Below are 16,142 nucleotides of genomic sequence, written 5' to 3' on the forward strand. Positions count from 1 at the left end.
TAACGAGAACTCAATGAAATATCACACAAGGTTTACAATGAATGCCATGAACATTATTCAACAAGCCAAAACCGCTGGCGTATTGCTGTTTGTTGAAAACAACAAGTTAGGATTTAAAGTACAGGTGAATGGGCATTTCGATGCTGAACTCAAAGCCAGAGTCGTCGAGCATAAAGCTGATATTATTACCTTGCTGGATTCATCAGATGCACCTTTTAAGGTCATTCCTTTGGCAGAAGGAGAACAACCGCTATTTGTTGTTCCCGGTGCGGATTCTTCCGCATCATCCTTTGCACCTCTGGCCGAGAAATTAACGCCAGCCTATGGTCTGTATGCTCTGGATATGGCGCAAGGTTCTTCCCATACGAACTTAACGGTAGCAGAGCTTGCTCAAGCTTTTGCCGATGTGTTGCTGGAAGAACATCCTCAGCCTGGCTACAAAATAGCGGGGTACTGTGTTGGCGCCTGCATTGCTTTTGAACTGGCGCTCGCTCTTGAAGCAGCAGGAAAACAGGTAGAGTTACTGGTAATAGAAAGTTTTCTAACCGCTTATGAAGGGGAGGCTTATACTCAGGAAGAACTGGATGAAGTCTGTCTCAAGTTACAACAGGGAGCAACGGAAGAGGCTCGCCGACATTTTCTTGAGACCTATAAAGCACGCTCGCTCATGACCTTGAACTATCATCCATCGGGACGGTTTCAAGGAAACCTTACTTTTCTGTATTGCGAATCTTCTATAGAGTTGCGGGCAGAAAAAGCCAGCATTCTTGCGGATCTGGAATCGCTGGTAAGCGGGAAAATAGATCAAGGCATGATCGCTGGCGATCACTATTCGGTCTTAAGTGATGACGTAAACTGCCTTGCGCAAGCACTGTTGAACAAACATTATCTTGCGGAACCCATCTTTCATAGCAAGGGTGTTACTTACGAAAGCGTGCAACAGGAAGTAGCCTATCGATGCGATATTTACTGGCCTCAGGATGATCTGGATAGTCTGCATAGAATCGATTTATCCAACAATATCCGCTGGGAAATTCAGGTTAGCCGAGGCCGTGCGAACATAAACTTTTGCGCAGACTCGGTTAACAAGCCATGGGACAGTCATATCAGTATTGAATGGGATGCGCTGCTTAATTCTATTGAAGAACGAGCAATTAAAGAGCGAACTATTGAAAAGAGCACGATAGAAGTTTTGGCCGAAGCTTTACTGAGTGGTGCGATTAAAATTCATAAAGGTGAAGTTCTCTACCATGTGTTATGGCTGGTATTTGGCATTACAGATCCTGATAAGCTATTCCTTTTTATGGATGCACAGGACAGTCGAGATAATACCCTTAAAGTCGACACCGACGGTATCAAGCACTCACAGCAACAGTTAGCGGATAAGTCCTGGGTAACCCGTTACATGCCAGCACACTACAGTGTTATTGATGCTGCACTCAATCTGTTACCCATCAATTTTAAAGCCTTCACTTTTATCGATCTCGGATGCGGTAAAGGCCGCTCACTGTTGTGTGCTGCAAACTTCCCATTTCGCAAAATCACAGGAGTTGAGATTGATCCAACACTTGTTCGAGTTGCCCGAGAGAACTGCGCAGCCATCGGTGCTGACGATATTGAAGTCAAACTGGGTGACGCCATGATGATGGACTTTCCTCAGGCGCCTCTGGTCATCTATTCCTTTGATACCTTTGATCAACAAGGATTAAGTGGCCTGTTAGGTCGATTGAGAGAACAACAATCCGTTATGGCAAGCCCTGTCTGGATACTGCAAGTTAATGGCCATAGTCAGCCTTATGATGACTGTGGCTGGTTGCAACCCGTAGCCCGACAAAACGCGGTGATGGGAAGCTGGAATATTACTCTTTGGCAAGCGATTGCCTGAATCTGAAATTTTTAGGAGAACTTTTTGATGGTTGCTGATTTAGTCAAGTCAAATCGACTGAAAATCATCTTAAACAGTATAGTAGGTGCGTTCAGTGCATTTTTTAGTGTATGGCTTATCTCACTGATAACTGATGATGCGTTGGAACATATTAAAGCGGATATTGTAATCTGGTCAGCCCAGTTCTTACTGGGGTTGCTAAGCCTTTTTCTGGTTAGCTCTCTGGCGAACTTTTTGATGACCAAGCTGAGCGTCAAAATTATTTTTGAAGTTCGCAGTACTCTGGTGCGCAGAATATTAAATACACCTTTTAATGTTCTGGACAAAATTGGTGGTCATAAAGTACATGCCAGCTTAACGTCAGACGTCGGTGATATCTCTGCAGCCATTTCAACGATGCCACAATTTATCTATCACATTATCACGGTACTTGTTTGCCTGGGTTTTCTGGCGTACAAGTCCCTTGATCTGTTTCTAGTCATTCTGATTCTGCTTCCACTGGGGTTGCTGATTTCCAGATATTTTATCTTAAAAGCGGAAAAGTATGACGAAATGTATCGCGACGACTATGACGATCTGCATGAGCAATTCAAAAGCCTGGTCGATGGCGTAAAAGAGCTGAATAACAATGCCAAGCGCAAGCATGCTTTTTTCCAGGGTGGCGTCTTACCAACACTCAAAAAAATCAACGGCTCGGACCTAAAGTCAGAGATCTTCTGGAAGCTGAGTGAGAACTGGGGGCAAACCTTATTGTTCCTGGTACTGGGTGCCATTATTTTCTCGCACAGTCTCTGGGGACTGGGGGAGAGTAGCGACATTTTAACCTTTATTTTCATCATGACTTTCTTACTGGGACCTATTGATTTCATCCTTTCGTCTCAGGAGACCATTGCCAAAGCACTGATATCTTTACGCAAGATTGACAGCCTTGCGTTTTCGACAAGAACTCAAATGAAAGATCCAGCTCAACAGGAAGGGCGTTACTATGACTGGTCTGCAATCGACCTCAGTAATCTGGTATTCAAGTACGAAGCTGATGGAAGTGAGTTTGCCGTAGGCCCCATCAGCTTGACAATCAACAAAGGTGAAATTGTCATCATTCGGGGAGGCAATGGTAGTGGTAAATCAACATTTGCCAAACTGCTGATTGGTTTACTCAATCGTAGTTCAGGAGAGTTTTACGTTGATGGTCAGGTTATAGACTCTTCAGAATTTAAACACTATCTGAATATGTACAGCGTCATCCACTCTGACTTTTATCTGTTTGATACGGTGATTAATCGAAATGGTCAGCCAGCATCCGATGAGAAAATTCGCAGCTATCTAAGCAAATTGAATCTGGATGAAAAAGTCACGGTAAACGAGGGCAAGCTATCAACCACACGTTTATCCCACGGACAGAGAAAGCGCCTTGCATTGGTCATTGCCTATCTGGAAGACGCGCCCATCTATCTATTTGATGAGTGGGCCGCCGATCAGGATCCTTACTTCAGACACTTGTTTTATCGCGAGTTGTTACCGGAAATGAAACAAAATGGAAAGACCGTTATCGCAATAAGCCACGACGACAAATATTTCGATGTTGCTGATCGCGTCATAACCATGGACAACGGCCAAATTGAGTCGCTTGTTACTAACACCCCGACAACCGCACTGCCTGAGCAGCCAAGTCTGGCGCCTTTGTCTGGATAATTATTGAAGGAGTTTTCATGTTAGATTTTTTTGCACAAGAGTTGAATGCCATTAGGCAACGTTATGGCAATAACTCGCTGGAGCGTATTGAAGCTATGTTTGATCCTCTGCAACAGGAACGAGATCCCCTGCAGGAAGATGCGCGCTATATTATGCCAGGTTTATCAACCACACCCTGGTTGAATACTGCGGACTATCCTGCGTTGGAACCGCTGATAACAACTTTGAACAAACAATCTGGAACCATAAAAAACGAGATTCATCAGGCAATAAGTCATCGAACGGCCTTGCTGGAAAACTATGATCACTATCTGGGTCGACAGGACAACTGGCATGCACTTTATCTGTTCCAGAAAGGCGAGCCTGTAACGGCTGCCGCTTACGATGTGCCTGCCACATGGGAAATATTTAATCAGGAGTTACGTGACTGGCATTGTCCTCTGCTGGAGGTTCACTTTTCCATTCTACAGCCAGGTACTGTCATCAAACCTCATTGTGACTTATGGAACTTTACCTTAAACCTCCATCTGGCGGTTGATATACCTCAAGAGGATTGCAGCATCATCGTGGCGGGTGAAGAACGAACATGGACGGAAGGAGAGTGCTTGCTATTTGACTACTCCTATTTGCATGAAGCATTTAATCATTCCGAGCAACAGCGTATTTGTTTATTGATGGATATTTGGCACCCTGATCTGACTCTGGCAGAGCGGGAAGCATTAATCATTGTAATTAAAGGCATTCGAGAACTACTTGGCGAATAACCTTGGCCCGACAGTACTATCTTATTAGGACATAAATAATGAAAAACATTTCTGCGGTTGATGTACTACCGCAACAACCATCTTTTGTCTTTGATCTGGACCAAGAAGAGCAAGAACAGCTGACTGATGTATTACAGTCAGTGACCCATCAATATGAAATTGATAACTTTGAAAGCTTTTACTGGCATTGTTTTCAGCAGTCGTTTCGCCTACCTGCAAGACTGCAGAAAAAATTGTTTGATTTTCGTGCTTTTGAAAATGAGAATTACCTGCTCATTAAAGGATTGCCAGTTCCTGAAGATCTGGGTTCAACCCCATTATCATACGCCCAGACCAATGGCGACAACCTTAAGATGACGCGCACGTTAATTTCTATGTTGCTGTCACGCATTGGTTATATCTATTCTTTCGCAGGTAAAAAAAACTTTAACTTTATTGACGATGTATTTCCTATCGAGAAGCATCAGCATGAGCAGTTAGGCACCAACAAAGATTTCCTTCAATGGCATGTGGAAGATGGCTTCCATGATGCCAAAGCAGACTGGGTCGCACTGTTTTGCCTGCGTGGAGATGTTAATGCAGAAACCTATCTGTTTCAGACAAAAAGTCTGCGACTCGATGCCGATACTTTGCATCAGTTGCAACAACCCGACTATGAAATTCTGGTCGATCCAACCTTTAGCAGCCGCTTCAAAGGCAATCGTCGTGTTGCCGTATTAAGTCAACATGAAGAGCCAGAGATGATCTTTGATCCCGCTTACATGCGCTGCCTGACACCTAAAGCCGAAGCAGCCATGCACAAGTTGACTGACTATATCAATGCGAACAAAGAAATTTTTGTTTTGGCTCCAGGAGAAATGTTGTTGTTTGATAATCGCAGAGTGGCTCATGCTCGCAGTCCTTATGAACCCAGATACGATGGCACCGACCGCTGGTTGTTACGAGCATTAATGCTGGAATCAAAATTTAAAGCGCGTGATTGCTTTGATAGCGGCACATTGAGGGCTCGATAATGAAGATGATAAATCGAACAGGACAAATCATTCTGGCAACGGCTTTAATGGCTGGATGCAGCTCGCTGTTGTTGGATTCCGATGACAGTCATCAATACAAAGCTGATATTACTCGAACCCAGTTTGGTGTTCCTCATATCAGCGCCCAAGATCTGGGCAGCCTCAGTTTTGGTAATGCTTATGCTCAAGCTCAGGATAATCTGTGTTTGATCGCAGACAACTATGTACGGGTGCGTGGAGAAACTTCACGCTATTGGGGAGCGGATAAGGAGGAGAGTGGTGATGGACTCAATCTGCAACAGGATTTTCGTTATCGCGCTTTAGGGTTAGTGACAGAAGCAAAGCGCCAGTTTCCACAGTTAAGCAACGATGCGCAAACCATCATCAAAGGCTATGTGGCTGGATACAATCAATACTTGCAGGAAGCGAAGAATCAACCAGAGCAGATACCTGAGTTATGTCGAGGTGCCGACTGGCTAACGGCAATCGCACCAGAAGATGTACTGGCACACTTGTTTTCTATTGCTATTTTTCCCGGCGCGGCACAATTTGGCGAAGAGTATTTTCTTGCGGACCCCCATTCAGCCAGTGAGCAAGATCTGGCTTTTGACGCACCTTATGAAGTAACACCGGCCATTGGTTCCAACGCCTGGGCACTGGGCAAAAAAGCAACGAAAAATTCTCAGGGTATGTTGCTAGCGAATCCGCATTTTCCTTATGAAGGGAATATGCGCTTCTGGCAGGTACACCATCAGATCGAAGGCGAACTGAATGTAATGGGTGCTTCATTGGTTGGCTTTCCTGGTGTTATCAATATCGGCTTTAACGAACATATTGGTTGGAGCCATACCTATTCCAGTGCTGAGCATTTTGTCATCTATCAAATGCAAACTCATCAGTCGGACCCTATGACCTATGTTATCGATGATAAAGTAAACACAGTTAAATCTCGTTCTATTAATATTGAAGTAAAAACCGACAAAGGAATCGAGACATTTACCAAACCCCATTTCTACACAGATGTAGGCCCAGTGATTGAAAACGAGGAGCTGGCATGGTCAACCGAAAATTTTTATGTTTTAAAAGACATTAATCTTTATAATCTGGATATGATTGATCATTGGCTGGCGCTTAATCGTTCATCGTCTCTATCGGATGCAAAACAGGCTTACCGTCAATATCACGGATTAGCATTTAACAATACCGTGTTAACCAGTAAAAACGGAGAAGCGTTGTACATTGGAGATATCGCTGTACCCGCTTTATCCGACGCAGCACTGACGCTATTAAAGTCAGACAGCGTCTGGGCGCATATTCGTTCAGAAACGGGCCTCAGTGTATTGCCAGGAAACCGTTCGGAACTTCTATTTAACAGTAGCGTGCCGTTTCAGCAAGTTCCAACTTTGGAAACTCAGGATTTTGTTCAAAACTCCAACGACTCCCATTGGGCAACACATCCTCAACAGATGCTGGAAGGGTATTCTCCTTTATTTGGCGAAGAAAGAGACCGATTAGCTTTGCGAACTCGTATGGGCCTTAAACTGTTATCTGAAGGTATAGAGCAAGGTGGATTTACACTGGCGACTCTGGAACAGTCCCTGTTGAGTGATCGTTCTTATCTTGCGGAACTGATTCTCAGTGGATTACAAACACTGTGTACTAGCATTGACAATTTTGATATAGCACTGTCTGAAGAACTTATCGTGAACCTTGAACTAGCCTGCACACTCTTAACACAGTGGGACGGTAAGTTTAACGCACAAGGTAGAGGCGCTTTGATTCTTCGCGAACTGGCCTTTATCATCGATCAGGAAGAAGATTTTGAAATTCCCTTTGATCCCGCACACGCTGCTCACACACCGCGACAGCTGAAACAAAGTGATGCGTTGTTGCAGAAGCTGGCATTAACCGTCGCCAATCTCCAGCAAGCTGGCTGGCCACTGGATGCAACGGTGAACGAGTTTCAGTTTGTTGAGTCTACAACAGCGCAAGGTAAACCCGCGCAAGATCGATTACCCTGGCCGGGATTGTTTGAAGAAGAAGGCGGCTTTAACATGATGGCAACCTGGAGCTGGGACGAAAGCCACTTTCCCAGACACTATTATGAGCCTGCCATGGATTTGTATTCTCAGGAACCGATGGAATCGGGATTGACCTCTGCAGGTTATCAGGTTCGCTTTGGCTCCAGCTGGATGTACATTTTGTCTTTCACTGACAAAGGACCTAAGGCACGCGGCCTGCTGGTGTATTCACAATCATCGAATCCCGACTCTGCTCACTTTAGCGATCAGGACACATTGTATTCAAGTAATAAAGTGCTGGTTCCCTTGCCATTTACAGAGAAGCAAATTAATCAACAGGCCACAAGTTCCATGACGGTTTCTGGCACTCGACTAACAGGAGAAGTGCTGCACTAAGCAGCACTTACAATGCAGTATGCAAACACAATATCAGTTAACTATCGATGCTGACTATAAAGAGCGTGTGGTTGATTACGCACAACGATTGATTCGCTTTGAGTCGGTCACTCCAGACGATGCCGGTTGCCAACAATGGATTGCCGAAAAGTTGTCTGCGCTGGGCGCGACGATTGAACAATATGACTGTCATGGTGTCAGTAATCTGATTGCCGTCATTGAACGGGGCAATGGACCTGACTTTGCTTTTTGTGGTCATACGGATGTCGTCCCAGCGGGCAATCTGGAACGATGGCAGGCGCCACCTTTTACAGGAAGTATCAAAGATCAGCAATTAATTGGTCGCGGTATTGCCGATATGAAGGGAGGCATTGCCGCTGCTCTGGTTGCCGTAGAAGAACTGGTCGCACAAGACGAGTTTGAAGGTCGCCTATGGTTTTTTATTACCAGCGATGAAGAAGGTGAAGCAGATCACGGATCACTGGATATCGTGCAACGATTAAAACAACGACAGCAAACCATGGACTACTGCTTGATCGGTGAACCAACAGCCGTTAAGCAGAGTGGCGACATGATCAAAGTAGGGCGCCGAGGTGCGCTAAGTTTTGATATCAAAATTAATGGTAAAAGCGGTCACGTTGCTTATCCTGCGCAAGGTGTTAACGCCATTCACCAGATGTGCCGCATTGTCAATGAGCTTAGCCAATGCACCTGGGATTCCGGTGATGGCGATTTTCCTGGGACGACTTTGCAGGTTACTCATATGGACTCAGGCCAATGGACGGATAACATTATTCCATCTTCAGCCAGTGTGAGTTTAAATATTCGTTACACGACTCGTTACACAGAAGATGATCTCTATCAACGTGTAGAATCCATTGTTCAACAAACGACTCAGGATTATGAGTTGAAAGCTTATCGTCACTGTGCACCTTATCATTCTGACGTACCCGATGCTGGCCAGGTGTCTTTAATAGAAGCTTGTGAAAAGGTCATTCATGAAAAGCTTGGTCTTTTTCCTCGCATATCCACAACAGGAGGCACTTCTGATGGCCGCTTCTTTAAGGATATCTGTGCTCAGGTCATTGAGCTTGGCTTACCCAATGCAACCATCCATCAGGAAAACGAACGCGTGGCGGTCAATGAGTTAAAAAGTCTGGCAGAAATTTATCTTGCCTTGTACACCAAGGTCATGGTCGCCAGTCAACCATCAGGAGAATCTCTGTGATGCGATCCGTCTGGGCATTCATAACCATTATATTGGCCAGCGGAGTGCTGGCCAACGAAGAACCAGCCATTTATCTGGATGGTCGTCTTGATGAAGCCTTGTGGGAGCAGGCTAAAACCTACTCACATTTCGTGCTGACCGATCCGGATACTGGCGCAACGGCACCTTACGCCACTCAAGCCAAGGTGCTAATGCGGGAAGAGGGTATCTATATCGGCTTTATCAATTCACAACCAGTGGATGAGCGAGTCAGAGTATATAGCCGCAAAGATGAAGTACCCGTAGCCGATTTTAATCGTGTCGTCATTGATTTTAATGGCAATGGAACTAGTGCTTATGAATTTACTGTCTCACTTGGAGAAGGCTACAGTGATGGCGTTTATACACAAGGGAATCAGTTTAACAGTGAGTGGGATGGTATCTGGCATTTTTCCGTAGCCGAGGACGAACAACACTGGGCCAGTGAAATTTTTCTACCCTGGTCCATCGCGGTTTATGTGACTGATCCAAATGCGTCGGCTCGTAATATTGGTCTTTCTCTTGGCCGAGTACAAAAGCTACGTAGTGAAGAAATCTCTTATCCTGGAGTGCATTGGAGTCAGGCGGGCTTCGCCAGTCAACTGGCAACGCTCGAAGTGACGACACAACCGAAACCTCAACAACTCACTCTGATTCCACAGGTAGCCAGTCATTATGATGTTGAGCAACAACACTGGGAACACAATTTAGGGATGGACTTTTTGTATCGTCCCACCAGTGATCAATTATTAATGGCAACGATCAATCCTGACTTTGGTGCCGTTGACAGTGACGAACTGATTTCAAACTTTTCTCCCGTTGAAACCTTGCTGGCAGAAAACAGAACTTTCTTTACTGAAAATCACAGTTTGTTCGATATTAAGGATAACGAAGAGCGGTTCGTTCTTATTAACACTCGTCGCATCGGCACCTTAACCAATACCAATGGAGAACTAACGGGTGGCTTAAACTTTGCCAGTAAATACTTAAATCTTGGAAGTCATTTTGATCAAGGTTTTCTGATTGCTGAAGACAAAGACGCAGGGCCTCAGGCAGGAAAACGATTTTATGTAGGCAGAACTCGATGGCACAGTACCTTCGGCGAGCTCGGCTGGCTGGGAAGCCTGACAAAGGATTCAGCCCAGGATCGTAAAGCTCAATTGCATGCTGTTGACTATCATCATTATGTTAACGACCTGACACTCTCGGGTAATTTAATGACAACAGAGATTGAGTCGCAAAGCCAGAAACAACGAGGCGAAGGTGCGTTTTTATCTGCCGAATATGCATTATCTGATAACGCTAATATCAGTAGTAACTTTCTCTGGTTGAAGCCTGACTTGGATATTAATGATCTCGGCTATATGGAGCGCAATAACATCAAACAATGGCGTCTGGCCGGTGATATGTCCTTTTATGATGTTTCGCCTTCCATACGTGAGATTTACAATGAGTTCAGTGTTAAAGGGCAACAGAATTTCCAGTCTGAATCCCTGGCAACTCTTTATTATTTAGCCAGCTTAATGACCTATCAGGATACTTCTCAACTGGAGTTAAGTCTGGATGTAAAAACCTCAGGGCTGGATGATTTGATCTCCTTTGGTCATGGCAGCGTGCATATACCACAGCAAAGTGAACTCTACCTTGAATACATAAACCCTTTCGGTAAAGGCAGCGAGTGGTCAATCATCTGGGGATACCTGCAAGAGGGACTGGAACATTGGAGCCATAGCCTTGAAGCCAGCGTTCGCCATTCGTGGCAGGATGCGTTCACCGTAGAGCTGTCTGCTTTAGCTCTACAAAGCCCGGACTGGCTGATTGGCGAAGGGGATGGCACGCTAGGGCACTATGAACGACAGTTTCGTGAAATAGACTTGTCGCTACTCTGGTACATTCAGCCACAGCACGAAATGACATTGCGTTTGCAGTGGAATGGACTGCAAGCGAATGCGTTGTCCGCTTTTAATATTGCCAACCAATCTCTGGCCGTTAGCGCTGATACTCTGAAATCATTTGCTGAAAGCGATGTGTCCTTTCAGCTGAAATATCAGTATCAGTTAGCGCCTCTTTCTTTTTTGACCATTGCTTATACTCGTCAGGGAGGTTTCTTTCAACTGGACGATCCCTTATCCAGCTTTTCTCGTCAGTGGGAAGAAGCTTTTAGAAGGGTTGAAGAAAGCAATTTAACGGTAAAGCTGACTTATGCACTCTAGAATGCGTTCTAAAGGGTTCTCTAAAAAACGACGGGTATAAGAGCTTTAGGAATAGTTACAGGAATCGATTGAATATCGGTTCTTTGATAAAACAGGAATAACAATGACCTTTATGAATTACAAGCAGTTGATACCTTGTATCGAGTTTTTCAATCCAACTGCTGAAGAAATTACTCGTTGTATGGAACAACGCCAGCCTTTCATTATTCGCGGCGGCGCTGCTAACTGGGTAGCACGCACAAAATGGACGTGGGAGTTTTTTAAACGAAATTACGGACATCATTCGATCAAGGTATATCGTTCATCCAATGATCAGGACAATCGCTATATGTCCTTAGCAGAATATATCGACTACATTACTTCCAGTGATGAAAAAGATCCTTACTACGCTTCCGCATGGCAGTTTTCGCTCTACTTTAAAGAACTCGTAGATGATTATCAGGTAGATGATTATTTTTCCTGTATTATACGCAACCGCATTGATGATGATTTACTGCACGATCAAGCCGCTCTGTTGCTATTACGCTGGATATACATGGGACCAAAGAACAGTGGTTCACGAATGCATCTGGATATTGCCTCGACCCATGCGTGGAACGCCGTGATCAGCGGGCGCAAAGAATGGGTATTCTATGGCCCGGAAGAAGCAGAAAAAGTAGGCTTTGGACAAGTGAATGCCGTGGAACCGGATCTGGATCGATATCCAATGTTCCATGAAGCAAAGGGAGTGCATTGCATTCAAAATCCTGGCGATGTTATTTTTACACCCTGCACACATTATCATCAGATTCGTAATCTTGAAGCAGGTATCTCCATTACAGAAAACTTTGTAAATGCGACCAACTGCAACGAAGTAAAACACGCTTTGATGCAAGATGAAGATATCTCTCCTGAACAGGCCAGCTTTATCAAGCTGTTGATTCCTGAGTTTGCTTAGAAGCAGCGGAAGACGAGCATGTATATTAATAATAACATCATCACTCATAAATTTGGTGGCTCCAGTTTAGCCAGCGTCGCTTGTTATCAGCGGCTGCTCAATAATGTAAAGTCAATGGGTGCTAATGACTGGATAGTTGTATCGGCGTCAGGCAAAACAACCAACAGCTTGAAAGCCATTTACGATTTAGCGGGCTCTCTTAACGAGCAAGCGTTAATGATGCTGGACGATCTTAGACAGTATCAACTGAAACTCATCAATGCACTGACCGCTGAACATCAAGCATCTTTAATTGAAGCATACGAAACCGATCTGAACGAGTTGAAAACAAAGATTACACAATCCGGTCAGCAAAAATGCCATCCCGATGAGTTTCTCTATTATGGAGAAATCTGGTCAGCCCGTATGCTGACGGCCTTTTTATCAGAACAGGGGATTCCGGTTTCCTTTGTGAATGCTGCAGAGATACTGGTATTAAAAGGAGAGAGTGTTGATATTGATGTCAGCCACCAGAATCTGATAGCAAGTCAGCTCCTGCAACAGGAAGGGCTTAAAGTAGTTACTGGATACATTGCTTCTGATACAGAAGGGAAAATTTGTACTCTGGGGCGTAATGGTAGTGACTATTCTGCGAGTTTATTTACCAAGTTAATAAAGGCAAAGCAGGTACAATTTTGGACTGATGTTAAAGGAGTATACAGTGCAGACCCTAATATAGTGGAAAGTGCTAGGTTACTGGCTACTGTGGATTGGCAGGTTGTTAGTTGTTTGGCGAGATCGGGAAGTACTGTATTACATAGTAAAACGCTTGATTCACTTGCTGAGGGGAGTTGCGAAATAATACTACGTAGTAGTATGGACTCTATGCATCAAGGAACAAAAGTTGTAAAGAATGCTGATTACTGTCACCCTTTAGTGTCGTTTTCCGAAGGCTTTGGATTAATTAGAAATGGTGGCAAGGAAATTCAATCTAAGCACGTAGCATTTACTACAAGTGATTATTTTTTGATTTTTCCGGAGTTTATTGATCTATACAAGGAGTTGGAATTGAAAGAGGTTAGTTTAATCTTCATATCTGACATAAATGTAAGTGCGTTAAAGTGGCTCGAAGTATTAGGGATAGACTGTTTGTTCAGTATATATCCTAATGACAGAGTTGAGTTATTAATAACTATGTCCAAAGTAGCAGAGCAACAACTTAATTTACTTCATGAAAAAGCACTTAGTAATTATTGGCTCCCTGAAAAGTTGATAGTAAATGGATTGAAGTAAAAATTGTAAAATGTATTGTATTAACAAAGGAAATTTAATTAATGCTACAACTTTGTTGATATTGAGAGCACTGAATAGTGTTCTGCGAAACTAAGTCAGGACACTTTTCTTAAGGAACATTGCCCATATTCAATTGGCGACAGATCACCTTTTGCCGTATGAAGTCGTTCTAAGTTGTAATAGCGCATATACGCTGTCACATCATCTCTCATATGCTCATTTGTAAGCGCGCGGCGTACACCTAGAGGCTAACATGCCAGGGCAGCAAAGTGTCGATATCGCACTGTGGCTGAGCCAATGCGTTTAAGCAATGCATCACATAGTCGAATGGGGTGTGGCCTTTTGCTCTGGCTGTTTCGATCACGCTATAGAGGATTGCGCTACTCTCTACGCCACTTGTGGTGAAGCTAAACAGCCAGTTCTTTCGCCCTATGACGAACGGTTTGATTGCCCGCTTAGCCCGGTTGTTGTCTATGCTTAACTGCCCATCGTCGAGGTAGCGAATGAGTTTTGCCCATTGTCTTAGCGTGTAGTGGATAGCCCCGCCCAGCTTCGATTTTGGCACCACCGTTTGTGCTGATTTTTCTAGCCAGGTTTTAAACTGCTCAAGCAGTGGCGCACTTTGTGTTTCTCTTCTGGCTTGCCTTTCTTTAGTCGCCCCTGAAATCGATTTAATTCATTGAATTACTTGAAGATCTAAACGATCTTACTACCCTAAAATTGCAGCTTTTTTGAATCACATAGCCAAAACATTGCAATTTGAGTGTAAAAATGAAACCAAAACCAACCACGCAAACACCACAAAAGCACCTGTTTCAAATCGAGCTTATTGATATTGTTTCACCACGCCATGAGCTGGTGAAACTGGCAAAAATCATTGATTGGCAGCGTCTAGAGGTCGAGTTCAAACAGCACTATGACGATAAAGGCGCTGGTGCCAAGCCTATTCGTCTGCGTGCGGGCCTCGAATACCTGAAACAAATTCACAAATTGTCTGACGAAAATACGGTAGCCATGTGGTGCGAAAACCCGTATTGGCAATATTTTTGTGGCATGCAATTTTTCACCCATGAGCCGCCTTGCTGCCCAAGTTCAATGACACGCTTTCGTAAGCGAATTGGCGAAGATGGGGTTGAATTAATGCTGTCGTTAACTGTTGATGCGGGCCTTAAAAGTAATACCATCAAGCCTTCAAGCCTTCAAGCTTACGGGAAGTGGTCGTAGACAGCACCGTCATGGAGAAAAATATCGCCGACCCAACCGACAATAAACTACTAGAAAAATGCCGTGATAAACTGGTTGGTTTCGCTAAGCAAGCCGGTATTCGGCTTAGACAAAGTTATGAACGAGTAGGCCCTAAGACCGCACAAAAAGTAGCGCGCTATGCCCATGCCAAGCAATTTAAACACATGAAGAAAACATTAAAAAAACAGAAAAACTATCTCAGACGGGTGATGAAAGACATCTTGAGAAAATCACTGAGCAGCCAAGCCAGGCGTTTATCCATGCTCTACAACAGGCCGAGCGGCTGTTAAAGCAAGAAAAAGCGAGTAAAAACAAACTCTATAGCCTACATGAACCCGATGTTGAATGTATCTCCAAGGGAAAAAGCGCGAAGCCGTATGAGTTTGGTGTCAAAGTGAGTGTCGCGACAACATTGAAAGAGCAGTTTGTGGTCTGCGCTCATGCAATGCACGGTAACCCCTACGATGGTGACACGTTATGGGAAACGTTGAGAATAGTAGAAAACGTCACAGATAAAAGGCCATACAGCTGTTTTGTAGGTAGGGGTTATCGAGGACATTTAGCAACGCGTTATGATGTGTATCTTGCTGGGCAAAAGCGCGGAGTGACACCGAGCATTAAAAGAAGCTCAAGCGACGCAATACCATAGATCCAATCATCGGGCACATGAAACAAGATAGTCACTTAGGGCTTAACCGCTTAAAAGGAAAGCTCAGTGACAAACTGAATGCGGTGCTTGCGGGTGTAGGCCAAAACTGCCGTAAAGTTCTAGCCTAACTGCGGCTTTTTTATGCCTGGATTTTATATCAGCTATTAGCGGTAAAAAGTGCAGTGCAATAACAGAACTGTCGATAAAGAGAATACTCAGTCTGGACTGATTACTGATATGGTTCAGCCAGTCTGAGCATCAAAACGTCAATATTCAGGATCGACTCTTTAGGGCTTGCGGCTTTGATTGCTGTTTCAACCCGATATAGCTTTTGAATGTGGTTAAGTGCTCAGTTGGCTTTACCGGTTTTGCCCTTAACTTGTGCGTCTGCGGTTTCTTTGAATTTGCGTCTGGCATGTGCCCAACATCCCACTAAAGTGGCTTGAGTTTGCTCGTAGCCTGCATAGCCATCTACATTGCAGATAACCAGCGTACCCTTGCAAAAAGCCCACAGTGTCGCCTTCCCATAAGATGAGACATGCATAATTGGAGTTTTCTGCAATCATTAAAGCAGGAGACTAATTATGAAAAAATCACGTTTTACCGAATCAAAGATCATTGCTGTGCTAAAAGAAGCTGACTCAGGTATGAAAGTTGAGGACGCATGTCGTAAACACGGCATTAGCACTCATGCTCTTTTTCAAGGTATGTGGGGCACCGATAGCATTCACAGTTGCTTTGCATTTGTTCACGAGCATCACAAATTTTGTCTAGGGGGTCCATAAAATTCCTGATTATAGTGTAAAAGC

The 16,142-nt window shown here is 44.2% G+C and carries 9 protein-coding genes and 5 pseudogenes; 11 read left to right on the forward strand and 3 right to left on the reverse strand.

What is annotated here, in order from left to right; all coding sequences use genetic code 11:
• The first annotated feature begins 13 nt into the window (after positions 1-13).
• From L1271_RS04535 to L1271_RS04575, 9 genes are all read left to right on the forward strand, one after another.
• The gene (locus L1271_RS04535) at positions 14-1,885 is read left to right on the forward strand and encodes a thioesterase domain-containing protein (protein WP_235366927.1); all 1,872 of its coding nucleotides are present in this window, start codon (positions 14-16) and stop codon (positions 1,883-1,885) included.
• Positions 1,886-1,912: 27 nt separating this feature from the next.
• On the forward strand, positions 1,913-3,577 hold the full coding sequence (locus L1271_RS04540; RefSeq protein WP_235367007.1) for a cyclic peptide export ABC transporter: 1,665 nt from the start codon (positions 1,913-1,915) through the stop codon (positions 3,575-3,577).
• 17 nt (positions 3,578-3,594) lie between these two features.
• Positions 3,595-4,341 (forward strand): aspartyl/asparaginyl beta-hydroxylase domain-containing protein, encoded by a 747-nt coding sequence (locus L1271_RS04545; protein ID WP_235366928.1) that lies wholly within the window; start codon positions 3,595-3,597, stop codon positions 4,339-4,341.
• 38 nt (positions 4,342-4,379) lie between these two features.
• Positions 4,380-5,354, forward strand: coding sequence for a TauD/TfdA family dioxygenase (locus tag L1271_RS04550; RefSeq protein WP_235366929.1), 975 nt, complete (start codon positions 4,380-4,382; stop codon positions 5,352-5,354).
• On the forward strand, positions 5,354-7,771 hold the full coding sequence (locus tag L1271_RS04555; protein ID WP_235366930.1) for a penicillin acylase family protein: 2,418 nt from the start codon (positions 5,354-5,356) through the stop codon (positions 7,769-7,771). The genes L1271_RS04550 and L1271_RS04555 overlap by 1 nt, the downstream gene beginning before the upstream one ends.
• 19 nt (positions 7,772-7,790) lie before the next feature.
• Positions 7,791-8,999: a succinyl-diaminopimelate desuccinylase gene (dapE, locus tag L1271_RS04560; RefSeq protein ID WP_235366931.1), complete on the forward strand. Its 1,209-nt coding sequence runs from the start codon at positions 7,791-7,793 to the stop codon at positions 8,997-8,999.
• Positions 8,999-11,230, forward strand: coding sequence for a DUF5916 domain-containing protein (locus tag L1271_RS04565; protein WP_235367009.1), 2,232 nt, complete (start codon positions 8,999-9,001; stop codon positions 11,228-11,230). The genes dapE and L1271_RS04565 overlap by 1 nt, the downstream gene beginning before the upstream one ends.
• A gap of 103 nt (positions 11,231-11,333) precedes the next feature.
• A complete protein-coding gene (locus L1271_RS04570) occupies positions 11,334-12,167 on the forward strand; it encodes a cupin-like domain-containing protein (protein ID WP_235366932.1) in 834 nt (277 codons plus the stop codon).
• A gap of 18 nt (positions 12,168-12,185) precedes the next feature.
• Positions 12,186-13,439, forward strand: a complete 1,254-nt coding sequence (locus tag L1271_RS04575; RefSeq protein WP_235366933.1) for an amino acid kinase family protein — start codon at positions 12,186-12,188, stop codon at positions 13,437-13,439.
• Positions 13,440-13,534: 95 nt separating this feature from the next.
• Here L1271_RS04575 and L1271_RS04580 read toward each other — a convergent pair.
• Positions 13,535-13,663, reverse strand: a pseudogene (locus L1271_RS04580) (IS3 family transposase); the annotation flags it as partial.
• 17 nt (positions 13,664-13,680) lie between these two features.
• Positions 13,681-14,088 (reverse strand): annotated as a pseudogene (locus tag L1271_RS04585) (IS66 family transposase); the annotation flags it as partial.
• A gap of 122 nt (positions 14,089-14,210) precedes the next feature.
• On the opposite strand from L1271_RS04585, the pseudogene L1271_RS04590 reads away from it, so the two are divergent.
• Positions 14,211-15,458 (forward strand): annotated as a pseudogene (locus L1271_RS04590) (IS5 family transposase); the annotation flags it as partial.
• Positions 15,459-15,685: 227 nt separating this feature from the next.
• Here the strand turns inward: L1271_RS04590 and L1271_RS04595 are convergent.
• Positions 15,686-15,845 (reverse strand): annotated as a pseudogene (locus tag L1271_RS04595) (IS66 family transposase); the annotation flags it as partial.
• 72 nt (positions 15,846-15,917) lie between these two features.
• On the opposite strand from L1271_RS04595, the pseudogene L1271_RS24915 reads away from it, so the two are divergent.
• Positions 15,918-16,037: pseudogene (locus L1271_RS24915) on the forward strand (transposase); the annotation flags it as partial.
• Positions 16,038-16,142 lie beyond the last annotated feature (105 nt).

Source organism: Pseudoalteromonas sp. OF5H-5 (assembly GCF_021530695.1).
Lineage (GTDB): Bacteria > Pseudomonadota > Gammaproteobacteria > Enterobacterales > Alteromonadaceae > Pseudoalteromonas.